This is a genomic window from Bifidobacterium gallicum DSM 20093 = LMG 11596 (assembly GCF_000741205.1).
Taxonomy (GTDB): domain Bacteria; phylum Actinomycetota; class Actinomycetes; order Actinomycetales; family Bifidobacteriaceae; genus Bifidobacterium; species Bifidobacterium gallicum.
Genome location: NZ_JGYW01000005.1, coordinates 376,582 through 392,988, shown reverse-complemented (window position 1 = coordinate 392,988; position 16,407 = coordinate 376,582). Strand labels below are relative to the sequence as shown.

The 16,407-nt window shown below is 58.1% G+C and carries 12 protein-coding genes; 10 read left to right on the top strand and 2 right to left on the bottom strand.

The annotated features are described in order from the left end of the window. Positions 1-124 precede the first annotated feature (124 nt). Positions 125-514: a cold-shock protein gene (locus BGLCM_RS06145; RefSeq protein WP_044085150.1), complete on the top strand. Its 390-nt coding sequence runs from the start codon at positions 125-127 to the stop codon at positions 512-514. Between the two features lie 47 nt (positions 515-561). Then, positions 562-1,938, top strand: coding sequence for a DUF3027 domain-containing protein (locus BGLCM_RS08725; RefSeq protein ID WP_420796158.1), 1,377 nt, complete (start codon positions 562-564; stop codon positions 1,936-1,938). An 89-nt stretch (positions 1,939-2,027) separates the two neighbouring features. Here BGLCM_RS08725 and BGLCM_RS06135 read toward each other — a convergent pair whose 3' ends face one another. Beyond that, positions 2,028-3,023: a universal stress protein gene (locus tag BGLCM_RS06135; protein WP_006294830.1), complete on the bottom strand. Its 996-nt coding sequence runs from the start codon at positions 3,021-3,023 to the stop codon at positions 2,028-2,030. A gap of 291 nt (positions 3,024-3,314) precedes the next feature. Here BGLCM_RS06135 and BGLCM_RS06130 point away from each other — a divergent pair, with 291 nt between their 5' ends. Together BGLCM_RS06130 and BGLCM_RS06125 are read left to right on the top strand one after the other, a co-directional pair. Continuing rightward, complete coding sequence (locus BGLCM_RS06130; protein WP_006294829.1) at positions 3,315-5,885, top strand: ATP-dependent Clp protease ATP-binding subunit; 2,571 nt, start codon at positions 3,315-3,317, stop codon at positions 5,883-5,885. A 443-nt stretch (positions 5,886-6,328) separates the two neighbouring features. Beyond that, the gene (locus tag BGLCM_RS06125; protein ID WP_006294827.1) at positions 6,329-6,955 is read left to right on the top strand and encodes a hypothetical protein; all 627 of its coding nucleotides are present in this window, start codon (positions 6,329-6,331) and stop codon (positions 6,953-6,955) included. Positions 6,956-7,308: 353 nt separating this feature from the next. Here BGLCM_RS06125 and BGLCM_RS06120 read toward each other — a convergent pair whose 3' ends face one another. Beyond that, a complete protein-coding gene (locus BGLCM_RS06120) occupies positions 7,309-8,697 on the bottom strand; it encodes a DUF349 domain-containing protein (protein ID WP_044085055.1) in 1,389 nt (462 codons plus the stop codon). Between the two features lie 355 nt (positions 8,698-9,052). Between BGLCM_RS06120 and hisS the strand changes: the two genes are divergently transcribed. The 6 genes from hisS (at position 9,053) to BGLCM_RS06090 (ending at position 16,405) form a co-directional block, all read left to right on the top strand. Further along, positions 9,053-10,477 (top strand): histidine--tRNA ligase, encoded by a 1,425-nt coding sequence (gene hisS / locus BGLCM_RS06115; protein WP_044085054.1) that lies wholly within the window; start codon positions 9,053-9,055, stop codon positions 10,475-10,477. 72 nt (positions 10,478-10,549) lie between these two features. Next, entirely contained in the window at positions 10,550-12,346 is a 1,797-nt protein-coding gene (gene aspS / locus BGLCM_RS06110) for an aspartate--tRNA ligase (protein WP_044085053.1), read from the top strand. Positions 12,347-12,923: 577 nt separating this feature from the next. Continuing rightward, positions 12,924-13,727, top strand: a complete 804-nt coding sequence (locus tag BGLCM_RS06105; RefSeq protein ID WP_044085052.1) for an alpha/beta hydrolase — start codon at positions 12,924-12,926, stop codon at positions 13,725-13,727. A gap of 307 nt (positions 13,728-14,034) precedes the next feature. Beyond that, on the top strand, positions 14,035-14,832 hold the full coding sequence (locus tag BGLCM_RS06100) for an amino acid ABC transporter ATP-binding protein (RefSeq protein ID WP_006294818.1): 798 nt from the start codon (positions 14,035-14,037) through the stop codon (positions 14,830-14,832). A 48-nt stretch (positions 14,833-14,880) separates the two neighbouring features. Continuing rightward, complete coding sequence (locus BGLCM_RS06095; protein WP_044085051.1) at positions 14,881-15,726, top strand: glutamate ABC transporter substrate-binding protein; 846 nt, start codon at positions 14,881-14,883, stop codon at positions 15,724-15,726. A 1-nt stretch (position 15,727) separates the two neighbouring features. Next, positions 15,728-16,405 (top strand): amino acid ABC transporter permease, encoded by a 678-nt coding sequence (locus BGLCM_RS06090; protein WP_006294816.1) that lies wholly within the window; start codon positions 15,728-15,730, stop codon positions 16,403-16,405. Positions 16,406-16,407 lie beyond the last annotated feature (2 nt).

Here is a 16,407-nt window from a genome sequence, read left to right as displayed (position 1 = left end):
TGAATCAGTCTTCGGATTGGTTGAGTGTAGAGTAACAACCAGATGAATTGCGGCGGCCATGAAGGCCGCCGTCGTTGTGATGGAAGGCTATCGCAACGGATGTGATGTTGTGTGGAGGATGACTATGCCCAGTGGAAAGATCCGTTGGTACGACGCCAATAAAGGATACGGATTCATTGAGAATGAGGAAGGCAAGGACGTGTTCCTGCCCGCCATGGCGTTGCCGGCCGGTGTGACCACGTTGCGCAAAGGCACCAAGGTCGAATATTCAGTCATTGATGGTCGCAAAGGTCCGCAGGCCATGGGATTGGAAGTCATCGCTTCGGCGCCGTCGTTGGTCAAGGCGACCAGGCCGAAGCCGGATGACATGGCCGCCATTGTTGAGGATTTGATTAAGCTGTTGGATACGGCTGGCAACGGCTTGAGGAGGCACCATTATCCTTCAGCCGCTGACAGCAGGAAGCTGGCCACATTGCTGCGCGCTGTGGCCGACAATTTTGACGTACAGGAATGAGTGTGATGGCCAACTCCGATCTTGACCCACAGGCACTGGCCAAAACCATGGCCATCGAGGCAGCCCAGGATCCGTCGTATGTCGGCGACTTTGTCACCTCGCGTGATGAAGACGGTGTGACCGACTTCCGATTCGTTTCGCTGATGCCAGGTTATGAGGGATGGCAATGGTCCGTGACGATGTTCCATGACGAGGAACTCGACACGTGGACCGTTGATGAATCGACGATGGTTCCTACGCAGCAAGCATTGCTGCCGCCGAAGTGGGTGCCGTGGAAAGACCGTCTTGAACCATCCGACCTGTCCGTCACTGATGCAATCGGCACGGAACCGGATGACGAACGTCTTGAACCTGGGGTGACCAAGAGCGAAGAACAGGCCGACGAGCACGAAGGCGACTCAACCCAAGACGTTGAGGAAGCGGTGGAGGCATTCGATTTGTCACGCCGCCGCGTGCTCAGCGAACTGGGACGCGCGCAAACAGCCAAACGTTGGTATGAAGGCCCGCATGGACCCAAATCGTTGTCTACCAAGACGGCGGACGGCCACGTGTGTTCCACCTGCGGGTTCTTCCTGCAATTGCAGGGTGACCTCAACACGATGTTTGGCGTATGCGCGAACCGGTGGAGTCCCGACGACGGCCGTGTAGTGTCGTTGGACCATGGGTGCGGTGAGCATTCACAAATCGAACCGCCAGAGCCCAGCCGTCTGTGGGTGCAGACCAAGCCGGCGTTGGACGATTTGCATATTGATATTATTGCGCAAAACCCACGCGAAGAACGTGGCGACGTGGAACTCATGGAGCGTTTAGCCGAGGATGAGGTTCAGGAAGCAGCGCAGGCTGATGTCGATATGCAGAAATCAGATGAAGAAGCCGTGGCGCAAGATGAAGCCAACCTGAACGCCACCGCGGAAGCTGTGGTGTTGGGACAGGCTGAACAGCGCGAAAGCGAGCAGGTTGAGGCCCAACAGCAGCTCGACATTGTGCTGCAGGAAGCGCAGGATGCCGCCGATCGAGCCGCTGCGGAAGCGCAGCAAGCGGTGGCTCTGGCCGAACAGATTGAAGCGCAAGCCCACAGCGATCAGCCCGATGAGCAACCTCAAAAGGTTGCATCTGAACAAGCGCAGCATGACAACTTGACGGACAACGGCGAGCAGGGTAATCAGGAAGCCGAGCAAGCTGAGCCGCAAATCGAGAACAATGGTGAGCCGGCTGAGCAGGGCTCTGAACAGGCCGCACAAGACGCTGAACCAACCGAACAGGCCGAGCCAGCTGAACAAGAAGACGCTGAGCCGACACAGACGGATGCTGAGCAAACTGTTGAGCCAGATGCCGAGCACAGCATCGACGACGCTGTACAGAATCAGCAGACTGCGCCAACGCAAGACGCTGAATCGGCAGAGACGGAGCCAAGCCAAGCGTAACGGGGTGGCGTTGCCGAACCGGTATCGCCAAATTACGGTGACATAACTAAGGCCCGCAAACCTGTTGAGTTTGCGGGCCTTATATCGTCTCAGTGCACAATCGTGATGTTACATTCGGCTGAATTGAGCACCTGACGGGAAACAGAGCCAAGGAAATGGGCGTCAATGCGATTCAGGCCGCGACTGCCGACCACCAGATGGCGGGCATAACGCGACGCACTGACCAGACCCTTACCCGGCAGAATATGGAACGCGTTCGTCGTCACCTGCACGCCCACGGGTAATTCCACGCTGTCCGTGAACTCTTGCACGCGTTGTTGGGCGGCCTGCTGAGCCACATCCATAGGCGGCACAGTAGTCTCATAACCCTTCACAGCTCCCAAATCCTTGAGCTGCCAACAGAACATGACATGCAATGGAGCATGATGGATTGCGGCCAGCTGGGCGGCGAACTCAAGCGCATCACGCGAAACCTCGGAACCATCGACGCCAGCGACAATCGGACGTGATGTGCGCGGCACATTGGACGTGGGCGTCTCATAATGCACAGTCTGCTCACCGGGCGTGAGCGAATTGGCAATCTGGTCTTGTACCGTGAAATCCTCATCCTCATGGGTGCGAATCACCGTGACGGGCACCTGCGCTTCCTCAATCAACGAAGCGGACAGTGAACCCGCAAACCAGCGCGCCAAACGGCCCATCGTACGGCGCCCCACCACAATTTGCTGCGCGTTATGCCCAATCTCCAACAGCGCTGCCGAACCTGAACTGCGGAATGACGTGAGCTTGATCTGCTCATCAGACACATCCATGTCTTCACTGGCCTGCGCAACCCAATCATGCAGTTTCTCAGCAATCTGCAGACGAATACGACGCAAATCCTCCTCGGACTCCGGTTCGGGACCCATGTCCCACGAATACGACCAGCCATATACGGCATTCACGCATTGCCCGGTGATTTCCGCTTGGCGCAACGCCCAACGCAATGCGGCGAACGATTCGTCACTGCCGTCAACGCCAACAACAATGTCGGCGTCCAACGACGGGACGGTGACGCTGGATGCAATAGGTGTGGAATCGGCCATGAAACCTCCTCGAATCGGGCCAAGACAACGATGCGCCGCAGCTGGTGTGGCGATCATGCCGTGATCAATGACAGGCGGGCACACCCCACGCGGCCCCCACGCCTGTATGGCACTAAGCCATCGAAGCCTTGCAAGCCCGGCCGGGACCCGTGAACAAGGTATCACCCGAATAGTTCCCAGCATAGCGGGTGGACTCGCGCAACCCCAAGGAAAATTGTTTTACATTTCGGGAACAAACGTCATTCCGAATTTGTAGAGTGTGGTGGAGTTATTACAAATGGAAGGACAAGCATGTTCGAACGGTTTACTGACCGGGCGCGGCGAGTCATCGTGCTGGCGCAGGAAGAGGCTCGGACCCTCCAGCACAATTACATCGGCACGGAGCATTTGCTGCTCGGTCTGATCCGCGAAGGCGAAGGCGTGGCCGCGAAGGCGCTCGCATCGATGGGAGTCACGCTCGATGACACGCGCAAGCAGGTTGAGGAAATGATTGGCAAGGGGACCGCAGCTCCCTCCGGCCATATTCCCTTTACGCCGCACGCCAAGCAGGTGCTTGAACTGTCGTTGCGTGAAGCGTTGCAGCTGGGCCACAGCTACATCGGCACGGAGCACATTCTGCTTGGCCTGATCCGTGAGGGTGAAGGTGTGGGCACGCAGGTGCTTATCAAGATGGATGTGGATCTGGGCGATCTGCGCAGCGCCACGATCGACCTGATCCGCGGCAATGCCGGTGGTGAAGACAAGGGCGATTTGGCGAACGCTGGCGGCGTCTCCGACAAGGCCCGTCAGACGGGTTCGGCGATTCTTGACCAGTTTGGCCGCAATCTGACGGCTGAAGCTCAGGAAGGCAAGCTCGACCCGGTTATTGGCCGCAGCTCGGAAATTGAGCGCGTGATGGTTGTGCTGTCGCGCCGTACGAAGAACAATCCTGTGCTGATTGGCGATCCCGGCGTGGGCAAGACGGCTGTGGTGGAAGGCTTGGCACAGAAGATTGTGGCCGGTGACGTGCCGGAAACGCTCAAAGACAAGCAAGTCTATTCACTCGACTTGGGTTCGATGGTGGCTGGTTCACGCTACCGCGGTGATTTTGAGGAGCGCTTGAAGAAGGTGCTCAAGGAAATCAAGGCGCGCGGCGACATTGTGCTGTTCATCGACGAGATTCATACGATTGTGGGTGCCGGTTCGGCTGATGGCGCGTTGGGCGCATCCGACATGCTCAAGCCGATGTTGGCCCGTGGTGAGCTCCAGACGATTGGTGCCACCACGACTGACGAATACCGCAAGTACATTGAGAAGGATGCGGCTCTGGAACGCCGTTTCCAGCCCATCCAGGTCAATGAGCCCTCGATTGCCGAAACGATTGAGATTCTCAAGGGTCTGCGTGCGCGGTATGAAAACCACCATCATGTCACAATCACGGACGCGGCCATCCAGTCCGCGGCGGAACTGTCGGCCCGTTATATTCAGGACCGTCGTCTACCCGACAAGGCCATCGATCTGATTGATGAGGCTGGCGCCCGTTTGCGTATCAAGCGTTTGACGGCACCGCCCGAGCTCAAGGAACTTGATGCCAAGGTCGCCAAGGTGGCCAAGGAAAAGGATGAGGCGATCAAGGACCAGGAGTTCGAGAAAGCCGCCGAATTGCGTGACCGCCAGGAAAAGCTTGAGGCGGAGCGTAAGGAGAAGGAGCAGGCTTGGCGTGAAGGTGGGTCCGACGTCAAGATGGTCGTGGATGAGGATGTGATCGCTGAGGTCATTTCCCAGAGCACGGGCATTCCTGTGGTCAAGCTCACGCAAGCCGAGTCCAAGAAGCTGCTGAACATGGAAGCCGAACTGCACAAGCGCATTATCGGCCAGGATGAGGCTGTCTCGGCATTGTCGCGTTCCATCCGCCGTACGCGTGTGGGCTTGAAGGGTCCGAAGCGTCCTGCAGGTTCGTTCATCTTCGCCGGCCCGACCGGCGTGGGCAAGACCGAGCTGGCCAAGGCGCTGGCCCAGTTCCTGTTCGACGATGATGATGCGCTGATCCGCGTGGACATGTCGGAGTTCTCGGAGAAGTACGCGGCTTCACGTCTGTTCGGTGCGCCTCCGGGATACGTCGGCTACGAAGAGGGTGGCGAACTGACCGAGAAGGTGCGTCGCAAGCCGTTCTCCGTCGTGCTGTTCGACGAAATCGAGAAGGCCCATCCCGACATCTTCAACACGCTGTTGCAGGTGCTTGACGATGGCCACCTGACCGATGGTCAGGGCCGTAAGGTCGACTTCAAGAACACGATCATCATCCTGACCACGAACTTGGGTACGCGTGACATCGCGAAGGCCGCCAACACGGGCTTCAACTTGGGTGGCAACACCGAGTCGAGCTACCAGCGCATGAAGGACCAGGTGTCGAACGAGCTCAAGCAGCAGTTCCGCCCTGAGTTCCTCAACCGTCTGGACGACATCATTGTGTTCCGTCAGCTGACTGAAGGCCAGGTGCGCCAGATTGTTGACCTTGATGTGAATCTGCTCAACGAGCGTTTGTTCGAGCGTCACATGGAGCTTGACCTGACCGATGCGGCCAAGGACCTGCTCGCGCAGAAGGGCTTCGACCCGTTGCTGGGCGCTCGTCCGCTGCGCCGCGTGATCCAGCGTGACATTGAGGATGCGATCTCCGAGAAGATCCTGATGGGTGAGCTCAACGATAATGAGCGCGTCATTGTGGATGCTGAAGGAGAAGGCATTCTGGGCACGTTCGAGTTCAAGAGCGAACCGTTCGGTGAACCTGATTACGAAGAGGTACATGCGGAAGTCATCGATGACGATTCCGATACGGCACAGGCTCCTGAACAGGCCAATGAAACAGTGGAGGCAGACGCCTAAGCACAGTGTGCATGAAAGACTCCGCGCCAGGGAAGATTCCCCGCGCGGAGCCTTTTTCGTATTGCTGGATTGTGTTGAGGCTAGGAGAGCGGGTTACGAGGTGCAACTTCTCTGCGTGACGCTGCGTGACGCTGCTCACGCATGGAAGTCGCGCTTGACTGGTGCATGAAGCTGGGCATTCGCACAATATTGGCTCCTCATTCGCTGCCAGCGTCGCGTGGTGTGTGAGCCATACGAAGAGGGGATAACTGTCACGCGTTTGCCTGTGCGCATATTCATGGAACTTTCAGACTGCCAACTTTATGATGCCTTTTGTCAGGACACGTTGTGACCAAGGTTGCGACTGGCCGGCAGCGCCTGAGGCAGCATAAACCTGCCCAGAGCCCGACGCGTTCGCGTATAAGACTGCCGCCAGCTTGCAGTTGCAAGAAAGGAAGCCTCTCATGGCAATCGAAATCGGCGCTGTTGACGCCACCACCATGCTCGAACCGCAAACTCTTGTTGATGCCTACACTGAGCGCGTCGCCTCGAACTACGGTGGCTATTTCCCCGACACCCGTGGCGTGGGCCTGCTGGGTGCTGACTTTGTCAAGTTGGCTGCCGAGCAGATCCGCAGCCAAGTGGCTGACGGCGAGAGTGTGGACTTCGCTCGCGATTCGTCCGATGACGTGGTCGCCAACATGCGTGAGGCTCTGAAGATTGCCTCGTATCGTCGTCCGCTGCTGGCCATCGCACGTTACATTGTGTCTGACTGGATCACGTTCCAGTTCGTTGACCTTGAGCAGGCAGAAAGTGTTGCCGCCGATCCCACGAAGGCCGCTATCGCCACGCTGTTCAAGGCGTATATGGAAGCCGCGTTCGCGCCGGCCAATGATGATGAAGAAGCCGCGCTGAACACGGCCGCGTATCTGCCGGAAGGCGATCAGATCGCTGACATCGTCAACACCATTGACGAGATGAACATCGAGCACCTCAGCGGCAAGCATGTGCAGGACGGCGGTTTCCTCGTCTATGACGGCACCAAGTACGCCGATCCGCTGCAAGATCCGAACATGATGCTGTTCGAGTGATATTCATTCGTACCCACGGGTTTGTTGATACGTGACTGATTCGTGTGAGGTTCGTACTCGGGCCACTCGGGGATAGTGATTGTTGGGGGAGCGCGAACCATAAGGAACCGCTCACGCAGGTTCAACCAAACGCAAGTGGGGTGGCCATCTGGTCACTCCACTTGCGTTTTTTTTGTTGTGCATTATTATTTCTGCCAACCCTCACTGGCTGGCCACCGCTCGCAGTCCACGCCCCGCATACTGGTGTGGCGTGGCTATATGAATAACGCCGGTATCCATGCGTATGGCATGGATACCGGCGTTACGTTGCCTATGCGTGGATGTTTAGCGCATCCGGCACAGTGCCACCATCATCACTGGATGGCGTTGAGCCACTGCTCCTTCGTAGCCTTTTCGGCTTCAAGCTTGGCCTTCTTCTTGGCATCGGTCGTCTTGGCGATCTGCTCGTCAAGTTCGGCCAGCTGGGCCTTGAGCTGCTCGCCAAAGCTCGACTTGCGGGCATCAGCCTCAGGGTCGGTCTGCTTCCATGCGGCATCTTCCACGGCCTTGATCTGCTTGTCCACAGCGTCAAGACGGCTCTCGATGCGATGCATGTCGTCGCGCGGCACATAGCCAATCTGATCCCATTCTTCCTGGATGCCGGCCAACGCCTGACGTGCTTGCTTGGCTTGGGCTTCAGTCGTTACGGGCAGCAAGGCTTCTGCCTTCTTGAGCAGCTCTTCCTTCTTGGCCAGATTTTCGGTTTCCGCACTATGCGTCTGATCGCGATCAGCCTGACGTGCATTGAAGAACGTGTCGGCGGCTTCGCGGAACTTGGCCCACAGCGCATCGTCCTCATTGCGACCGGCGCGTCCCGCCTGCTTCCAACGGGCCATCAGGTCGTTGAACTTGCGCGAAGTCTCAGCCCATGCTGTGGAGTCCTTGAGTTCATTGGCTTCAGCAATGATTGCTTCCTTGACCGAACGGGCCTGGGCGCGTTCATTGTCGCGAGCCTGGGCCCACTTGCGGCGAGCCTGGTTGAACGCGGTACGCGACGTTGAGAAACGCTTCCACAGCGCATCGGCGTCAGCTTTGTCAATGCGCACCGAGGAGCGCTGATGCTCCTGCCACTGGTCGAACAGCGCACGGAACTTGTCTGCCGTGGAACGCCAATTCGTGTTGTCGGAAAGGTTGGAGGCCAACGCTTCGGCCTGCTCAACAATGGCCGTACGCTCAGCCACGGCCTTGGCCATGGCCTTCTTGCGATGTTCGGCAATCTGGGCTTTGCGCGTCTCAGCGGCTTTCTGCAAATCAGCGAACTGCGCACGCAGTGCGGCCAAATCACCGACTACGGCCGGTTCAGCCACTTCCTGCTTCAACGTGGCGACGGTCTCGTCGATTTCACGCGGCTTGATCGAATTGGACTTGAGGCGGTTGGCGAACAAATCGAGCTTGGCCTTGAGGTCCAAATAGCGGCGTGCGTAGAGCGCCAGCGCTTCTTGCTTTGTGGCGTTCGGATACTGGCCGACTTCACGTTCCCCTTCGCCATCCTTGACGAACACGGTGCCATCGTCGCTGACACGACCGAACTGCTCCTCATTTTTGAGGGCCGCGTCGGCATTGCCGGATGCGGTGGTGGCAGGGGTGGCAGCGGTATGCGAGGTCTTGGCAAATGCCGCAGGCGACGGTGCGTGCGGCTTCGGGGTGGCTGCAGCTGCTGCAGTCTCGTTGGATTCATTCGGGGTGACGGTATTGTCGGCCATGCTCAGCTCCTTAAGCTTGTCGTGACGGTGAAGATGCCGCGCACCATAGGCAAGGTGCCCCAACCGGGGGTGCCCCGTCGTGACGCGTGACCTCTTCCAACAGCTCAGTGTAGCAATGTCAAAGGCTCTTGTGCCGCACCTTTCACATGGTGTTCGCAAATTGGTGCGGAAAATAGCTCAAAAATGCCGGTTTGCGAGCGTTGTGGCACACATTGCGAGGTGATATTGCCCACATTGCATGGCGTTGAGGTTGCACACCTCTGCGGTGAATGTTGACTGGTATTTGCTCACGGTTGAGCGCCCATGTGGACGTGTTGGCCCATGTTGTTCCGCGACCCTTTTACACTAGAGTTCCGTGGCTAAAGGTTCATCTATTTCAGGTTTTCCAGAGTGGCTCCCCTCTGAACGCGTAGTGGAGCAGCGTGTCATTGACACGCTCCGTCATATTTTCGAGCTCAACGGATTCATCGGCATAGAGACGCGTGCCGTCGAACAGGGCTCCAGCCTGCTGAAAAAAGGCGAGACCAGCAAGGAAATCTACTTGCTGTCGCGTCTGCAGGATGTGGGCAATGAGCAAGACACTCCTGTGGAAGACCGTCTGGGGTTGCATTTTGACCTGACTGTGCCACTGAGCCGTTATGTGGTGGAACATTCAGGCCAATTGGCATTCCCGTTCAAACGTTGGCAAATCCAAAAGGTGTGGCGAGGTGAACGTCCGCAGGAAGGACGTTTCCGCGAGTTCGTGCAGGCTGATATCGATGTGGTCGGCAATGGTGATTTGCCCGAACATTATGAAGTGGATCTGCCGCTCGTCATGGTCAGCGCACTCGAAGAGCTGCGTTCGTTCGGGTTGCCCAAAGCGACTGTGCACGCGAATAACCGCAAGCTGTCGGAAGGCTTCTATCGCGGTTTGGGCTTGACCGACATCGAGGGTGTGCTGCGTGAAATCGACAAACTCGACAAGATTGGTGCCGACGAGGTCAAGAAGCTGCTCATCAGTGAATGTGGAGCCAACGACGACCAAGCCGACGCTTGTCTGGAGCTGGCTGATTTGACAGCCGCGAACGGCACCGACCTGACTGAACGGTTCAACGCGCTGTGCGAACTGCACCACGTTGACGAGAACCCGGAAGCTTACGCGCTGGCCAAGCAGGGACTCGACACGTTGGCCAACATCATTGATCAGGCCGCGCGTATCCGTCCGGGCTCCGTGGTGGCGGACCTCAAGATCGCCCGCGGACTGGATTACTACACGGGTTCCGTGTACGAAACGTTCCTTGACGGCGCGCAGTCGCTCGGATCGATCTGCTCGGGCGGACGATACGACAACCTCGCTTCGCAAGGATCGAAGAAATATCCGGGCGTCGGCCTGTCCATCGGCTTGTCACGACTCGTGTCGTACATGCTGCATACCGCGCACGCCGAAGCGACGCGCGTGTCACCGGCAGTCGTCATGGTGGCCGTATGGAACGAAAACGACCGCGCGATTTCCGACGACATCGCCCGCCGCCTTCGTGAACGCGGTATCCCAACCGATGTGGCGCCCACGGCAGCCAAGCTCGGCAAGCAGATCAAGTATGCCGACAAACTCGGCATCCCGTATGTCTGGTTCCCGGCCGATGCGATGGAAGTGCAAGCCGCACCAGACGGCACCCCTGCCGACCAGGCCACGCACAACGAAGTCAAGAACATCGTGACTGGAGACCAGCAGCCTGCCGATCCGGACACGTGGGAACCCGACGTGGCCATCGCCGCGCAGAGCGTGACCGTTCAGGCGTGAGCCCCGGCTGCGATTGCGCATCATATGCAACTTGAAACAACCAACAACAAGGAAACAAGGAATAGAGGAAGCATGAGCCAGACGGCTTATCGAACACATCATGCCACCGACGTGACCGAGGACCTCGTAGGTCAGCGTGTCAAGCTTTCAGGTTGGGTTGACCGCCGTCGTGACCACGGTGGCGTCGCCTTCATCGATTTGCGCGACAGCTCGGGTGTTGTGCAGGTCGTGATCAACGATGAAGAGATGGCACGTCCGTTGCGCAGCGAATTCGTCGTCGAACTTGAAGGTACCGTGCGCATGCGCCCGGAAGGCAACGAAAACCCGCATATGCGTACAGGCAAGGTCGAGGTGGAAGTCGAATCGCTCGACGTGCTCGCCAAGTCCGACGCGTTGCCGTTCCAGGTTTCCACGGTTTTGGCCAACGAAACTGAAGGCAAGCTGCCAGGCGAGGATGTGCGCCTCAAGTACCGCTATCTTGATTTGCGCCGTCCATCCATGGCACGCAACATCAAGCTGCGTTCCGACATGATGAAGGCCGCGCGCACTGTGCTTGACGAGATGGGCTTCACCGAGGTGGAAACACCAACGATGATCAAGTCCACGCCGGAAGGCGCTCGCGATTTCGTCGTGCCGGCCCGTCTGGTGCCGGGCTCTTGGTATGCGTTGCCGCAGTCGCCGCAGTTGCTCAAGCAGCTGCTCATGGTCGCCGGTGTGGAACGTTACTACCAGTTCGCACGCTGCTACCGTGATGAGGACTTCCGCGCCGACCGCCAGCCTGAGTTCACGCAGCTCGACATGGAGATGGCGTTCGTGGACCAGGAAGACGTGATGGCCATGACCGAGCGTCTGATTCAGGCCATCTGGAAGGCCGCCGGCCATGACGTGCAGTTGCCGTTGCCGCGCATCACCTGGCAGGATGCGATGGACAAGTATGGTTCCGACAAGCCTGATCTGCGTTTCGGCAACCCGCTCGTTGAACTGACCGACTACTTCAAGAACACGCCGTTCCGCGTGTTCCAGGCGCCGTATGTGGGTGCCGTGCTGTTCAAGGGTGGCGCCGCCACTCCACGCCGCCAGTTCGACGCATGGCAGGATTGGGCCAAGCAGCGTGGCGCGAAGGGCCTGGCTTACATCGTGTTCGGTGAGAACGGTGAAATCAAGGGACCCGTGGCCAAGAACATCTCCGAAGAGGAACGTAACGGTTTGAAGGCCGCTGTCGGTGCTGAAGACGGCGACGCCGTGTTCTTCGCAGCCGGTGCCCGTGAAGCCTCGCAGATGCTGCTGGGCGCCGTGCGTGTGGAACTGGCCGACCGTGCCGGTTTGCTCAAGCCTGACGACTTCGCGTTCACCTGGGTGGTTGACTTCCCGCTGTTCAAGAAGGCTGACGATCCTGATGACGATGATGTGGCTGTGGGTCATTCCAAGTGGACGAGCATGCATCACCCGTTCACGATGCCGTCGAAGGATTGGCTTGATACGTTCGACCAGGATCCCGAGCATGCCATGTCCGATTCGTACGACATCGTCTGCAACGGCAACGAGATGGGCGGCGGTTCGGTGCGTATCCACCGCGACGACATTCAGGACCGTGTGCTCGAAGTGCTCGGCATTGACGAAGCTGAAGCGCAAGACAAATTCGGCTTCCTGCTCGAAGCGTTCAAGTATGGCGCACCGCCTCACGCGGGCATCGCTCTGGGCTGGGATCGTACGGCAGCTATCCTGTCCGGCTCCGATTCGATCCGCGACGTCATCGCCTTCCCGAAGGCCGGTGGCGGCCGCGATCCGCTGACGGGCGCTCCCGCTCCGATCTCCGACGAGCAGCGCGCGGAAACCGGCGTGGATTACGATCCGGAAGACGACGAGTGAGTTTCAGCGCCAGCTGTAATGTATCGCTGAACTGACCGTGTATGCGCTTACGGCGCCCGCGGCCACATCCTGAGATGTGGTCCCGGGCGCCGTTTGTATGTGTGCCTTGCGTTGGCGCGTTAAGTATTACGAAGTCGCAGATTGATTGCCGTATCGTGAGAAGGGCCAATTTCCGTGACGCTTCGTAACGCGGACATTGCTTCAATATTGGCTCCCCAATACTGGGGGTAAGTTCCTTTCATTTGCGTCATGTATATGTGAGTGTAATGTTTCCGTACCTCTTCGTTCCTGCTCGATACGGTCACCATGCGCCGCCACAGGGAACTGGTCGCAGCCGGTTCCATCGCTTGAACTGCTGTTTGGAACGCCCGGCCGGACTTCAATCCGCCGGTCGTTTTTGGTTGTTCAGGCGGTTCATGCACGGTGTGCTCATCACGCTACGGTTTCGCGCCGGCAGCTGAAATGCAACGGTTGTCAGCGTTTTTGAGGAATGGGTTCGTATGCTGGACGCCAGTTACGTCACGTTGGCCACTGTGGGTTGCCGGCCGGCGCGGATATGGAGCATACAGGAGGACTCATGGCTGAACAGCATTTCCGTGTTGAGGATTTGGATATTGAACGTGAAGGCATCAAGCTGCACACGCGCATCACGCGGCCGGCTTCCAACGGCGCGTTGGACGTGCGCTATCCTGCCGTTATCATGATGCACGGCCTGTTCGGCACGCTCGGATACGAGCCCACCGATTTGTTCGCTGAGCTTTCCGACAAGCTCGTTGCGGCCGGGTTCATGACCGTGCGGTTCGACTTTGACGGCCGTGGCAAGTCGGGTGGCGAGCCCAACGGTTTTGACCCGTACACCGAGATTGAGGATGCGATCGCTGTGCTTGATTACGTGCGCAATCTTGACGACGTTGAGAAAATTTCACTGCTCGGCCATTCGTTCGGCGGCGTTGTCGCCGGCATGACAGCCGGCATGTATGCCGACGTGATTCACTCGCTCGTACTGATGGCCCCGGCTGCCACGTCGAAATCCGACGCGATGCACGGCCATGTGCTCGACGGTACGTTCGACCCGATGCACATTCCTCAAACCATTGACATTCCGAGCCATCAGGCCAAGATGAGCGGCCGTTTCCCGCGCATCATCCGCATCATGCCCGTCTACGAGGTTCCGGCCCGCTTCGACGGCCCGGCACTGTGCGTGCAAGGTAACGACGATCAGGTCGTCAGCCCGCACGCTTCCAAGAATTACGCCGAGGTCATGCCCAACTGCACAGCCACGTTCTACAACAACCTGGGACACACGTTCACGGGTTCCGACCGTGAGCTCGCACTCGACGAGATCACCCAGTTCCTCGTCGTCGAACGTACCGCCCGCTAAACGTACGAAAGCTGATCGCTCACCACCGGCTGTCATTCGGCAGCCGGCTTTTTGATTGCTGCCATGCGCCATCAGTTATTTTGCTCCCAGAGAATACGCAGCGTACTACGCAAATCCGGGTGACATATTTTGTCGCTCGTATTCGCCGAAGCGGACAAACGGCCAGATTTCAAGCGTTTACCACAGCATGCCACCTAAGGCCGCCGACAACAAACGCAGTACGGATCGTAGGCGGGAGGGGTGAGGCTGACCTATTTGCAGCAAATCAGAAGTAACCGTTTACAAAATCTTTATAAACTACACGGTTATGACACAGACGAACGTAGTAGACACGCCTCAGGCGACCGTGGCGGGCGGTGCGGACAAGCCGCACGTGCTCGTGGAACTCGATCACGTGGAGAAGCATTTCGGTGCGCTGCACGTACTCAAAGATATCAATCTCAAAGTCAACAAAGGTGAGGTGCTCGTCATCGTCGGACCGTCCGGATCGGGCAAGTCAACGATGTGCCGCACCATCAACCGACTCGAAACCATCGATTCAGGTGACATCCGCATCGACGGCCAATCGCTGCCGCAAGAAGGCAAGGCGCTGGCCCAGCTGCGCGCGGAAGTCGGCATGGTGTTCCAGTCATTCAACCTGTTCGCCAACAAAACAATCCTCGACAACGTTACGCTCGCACCAATCAAAGTGCGCAAACGCAACAAAGTGGAAGCCGAACGCGAGGCCATGGATTTGCTCGACCGCGTCGGTGTGGCATCCCAAGCCAACAAAATGCCATCGCAACTCTCTGGCGGCCAGCAGCAACGCGTGGCCATCGCCCGAGCGCTCGCCATGCATCCCAAAGTGATGCTGTTCGACGAGCCGACCTCGGCACTCGATCCGGAAATGGTCAACGAAGTGCTCGACGTGATGGTCGAACTTGCGCACGAAGGCATGACGATGCTGTGCGTCACACACGAGATGGGCTTCGCACGCAAGGCAGCCGACCGCATCGTATTCATGGCGGACGGCCAGATTCTTGAACAAGATACGCCCGACGCATTCTTCGAACACCCCAAGACGGAACGTGCCAAGGACTTCCTGTCGAAGATCCTCACGCACTGAGCGCGGGTGCACACGCGAACGAACGCAACCCAAATGGAAAGCGACTGTATGAAGAAGCAACAATCATTGACGGCACGCGTCATGCGACGCGTCGCGGCGGCTGCATGCGCGGTGGCCTGCGTCGTGTCAGTGGCGGCGTGCGGGTCGAACGAATCCAATGAGGAAGGCAAAATCCGCATCGGTATCAAATTCGACCAGCCGGGCCTGGGATTCAAAAAATCCGGCACTTATGAAGGATTCGACGTGGATGTGGCGCGTTATATCGCCAACTCCCTGGGCTACTCCGACGCGGATATCGTGTGGAAAGAAGCCCCGCCCAAACAGCGTGAAGCAATGCTGCAAAACGGTGACGTGGACATGATCCTGGCCACCTACTCGATCACGGACGCGCGTAAGCAGGCCGTGTCGTTCGCAGGCCCGTACTTCGTGGCCGGCCAGGACCTGATGGTGCGTGCCGACGACGATTCAATCAAAGGGCCGCAAGATTTGAACGGCAAGCGGTTGTGCTCGGTGACGGGCTCCACCTCGGCCGTGACGGTCAAGGAAAAGTTCGCCAGCGAAGTGCAGCTCATGGAACAGCCCAGCTACGCGGAATGCGCGACGGCACTGTTCTCGGGCATTGTGGACGCCGTGACGACCGACGACATTATTCTCGCGGGCCTGGCGGCGAACTCGCGCGGCAAGCTCAAAGTGGTCGGACAACCGTTCACGGAAGAGTATTACGGTGTGGGCATCAAGAAAGGTGACACTGAACTGGCAACCAAAATCAACGCGGCCATTACCGAAATGATTGAGGACGGCAGTTGGCAGCGTGCCCTGGATGCAAACACGAAAGGTACGGGATTCACGCCGAATCCCAAGTTCAACCCGCCAACCCCGACGGAAGGGGAGTGACATGCAGGTTTTTGTTGAACTCTTCCAGAAGTATGACATTCTTGGCGCGTTCCTCGTCAACATTGAACTGACGTTGTGGGCCGCGCTGATTTCGGCTGTGCTCGGTGTGATCCTCGTGATGATGCGCATCAGCCCGATCACCTCGCTGCGCAAGGTTGCAGGAGCGTATGTGGAGCTGTTCAAGAACATGCCGTTGACGATCATCATGGTGTTCATGGTGCTCGGCGTGTTCGCACAGCTCAAAGTGAGCTTCTCCGACAACTTCAACACGAACTTCTTCTGGCTGGCAGTGGTCGGCTTGAGCTTGTATACGGCGGCGTTCGTCTGCGAATCGCTGCGTTCGGGCATCAACACGGTGCCGCTGGGTCAGGCTGAAGCGGGGCGCGCGCTGGGATTGAACTTCTTCCAGTCAGCCACGCTGATCATTTTGCCACAGGCGTTCCGCGGTTCGGTGGCGCCGCTGGGCAACACGCTGATCGCGTTGCTGAAGAACTCGACAGTGGCGGCGGCCGCGTCAGTGGCGACCGAAACGTCCTCGCTGATGAGCGAGATGATCGAGTTCCGCCCCGACGTGATTATCCAGATCTTCTTGATCTTCGCGATCGGTTACGTGATTTTGATCATCCCGATTGGCGTGTTGACCACGTTCCTGTCGAACAAACTTGCAGTCAGGAGGTGAAC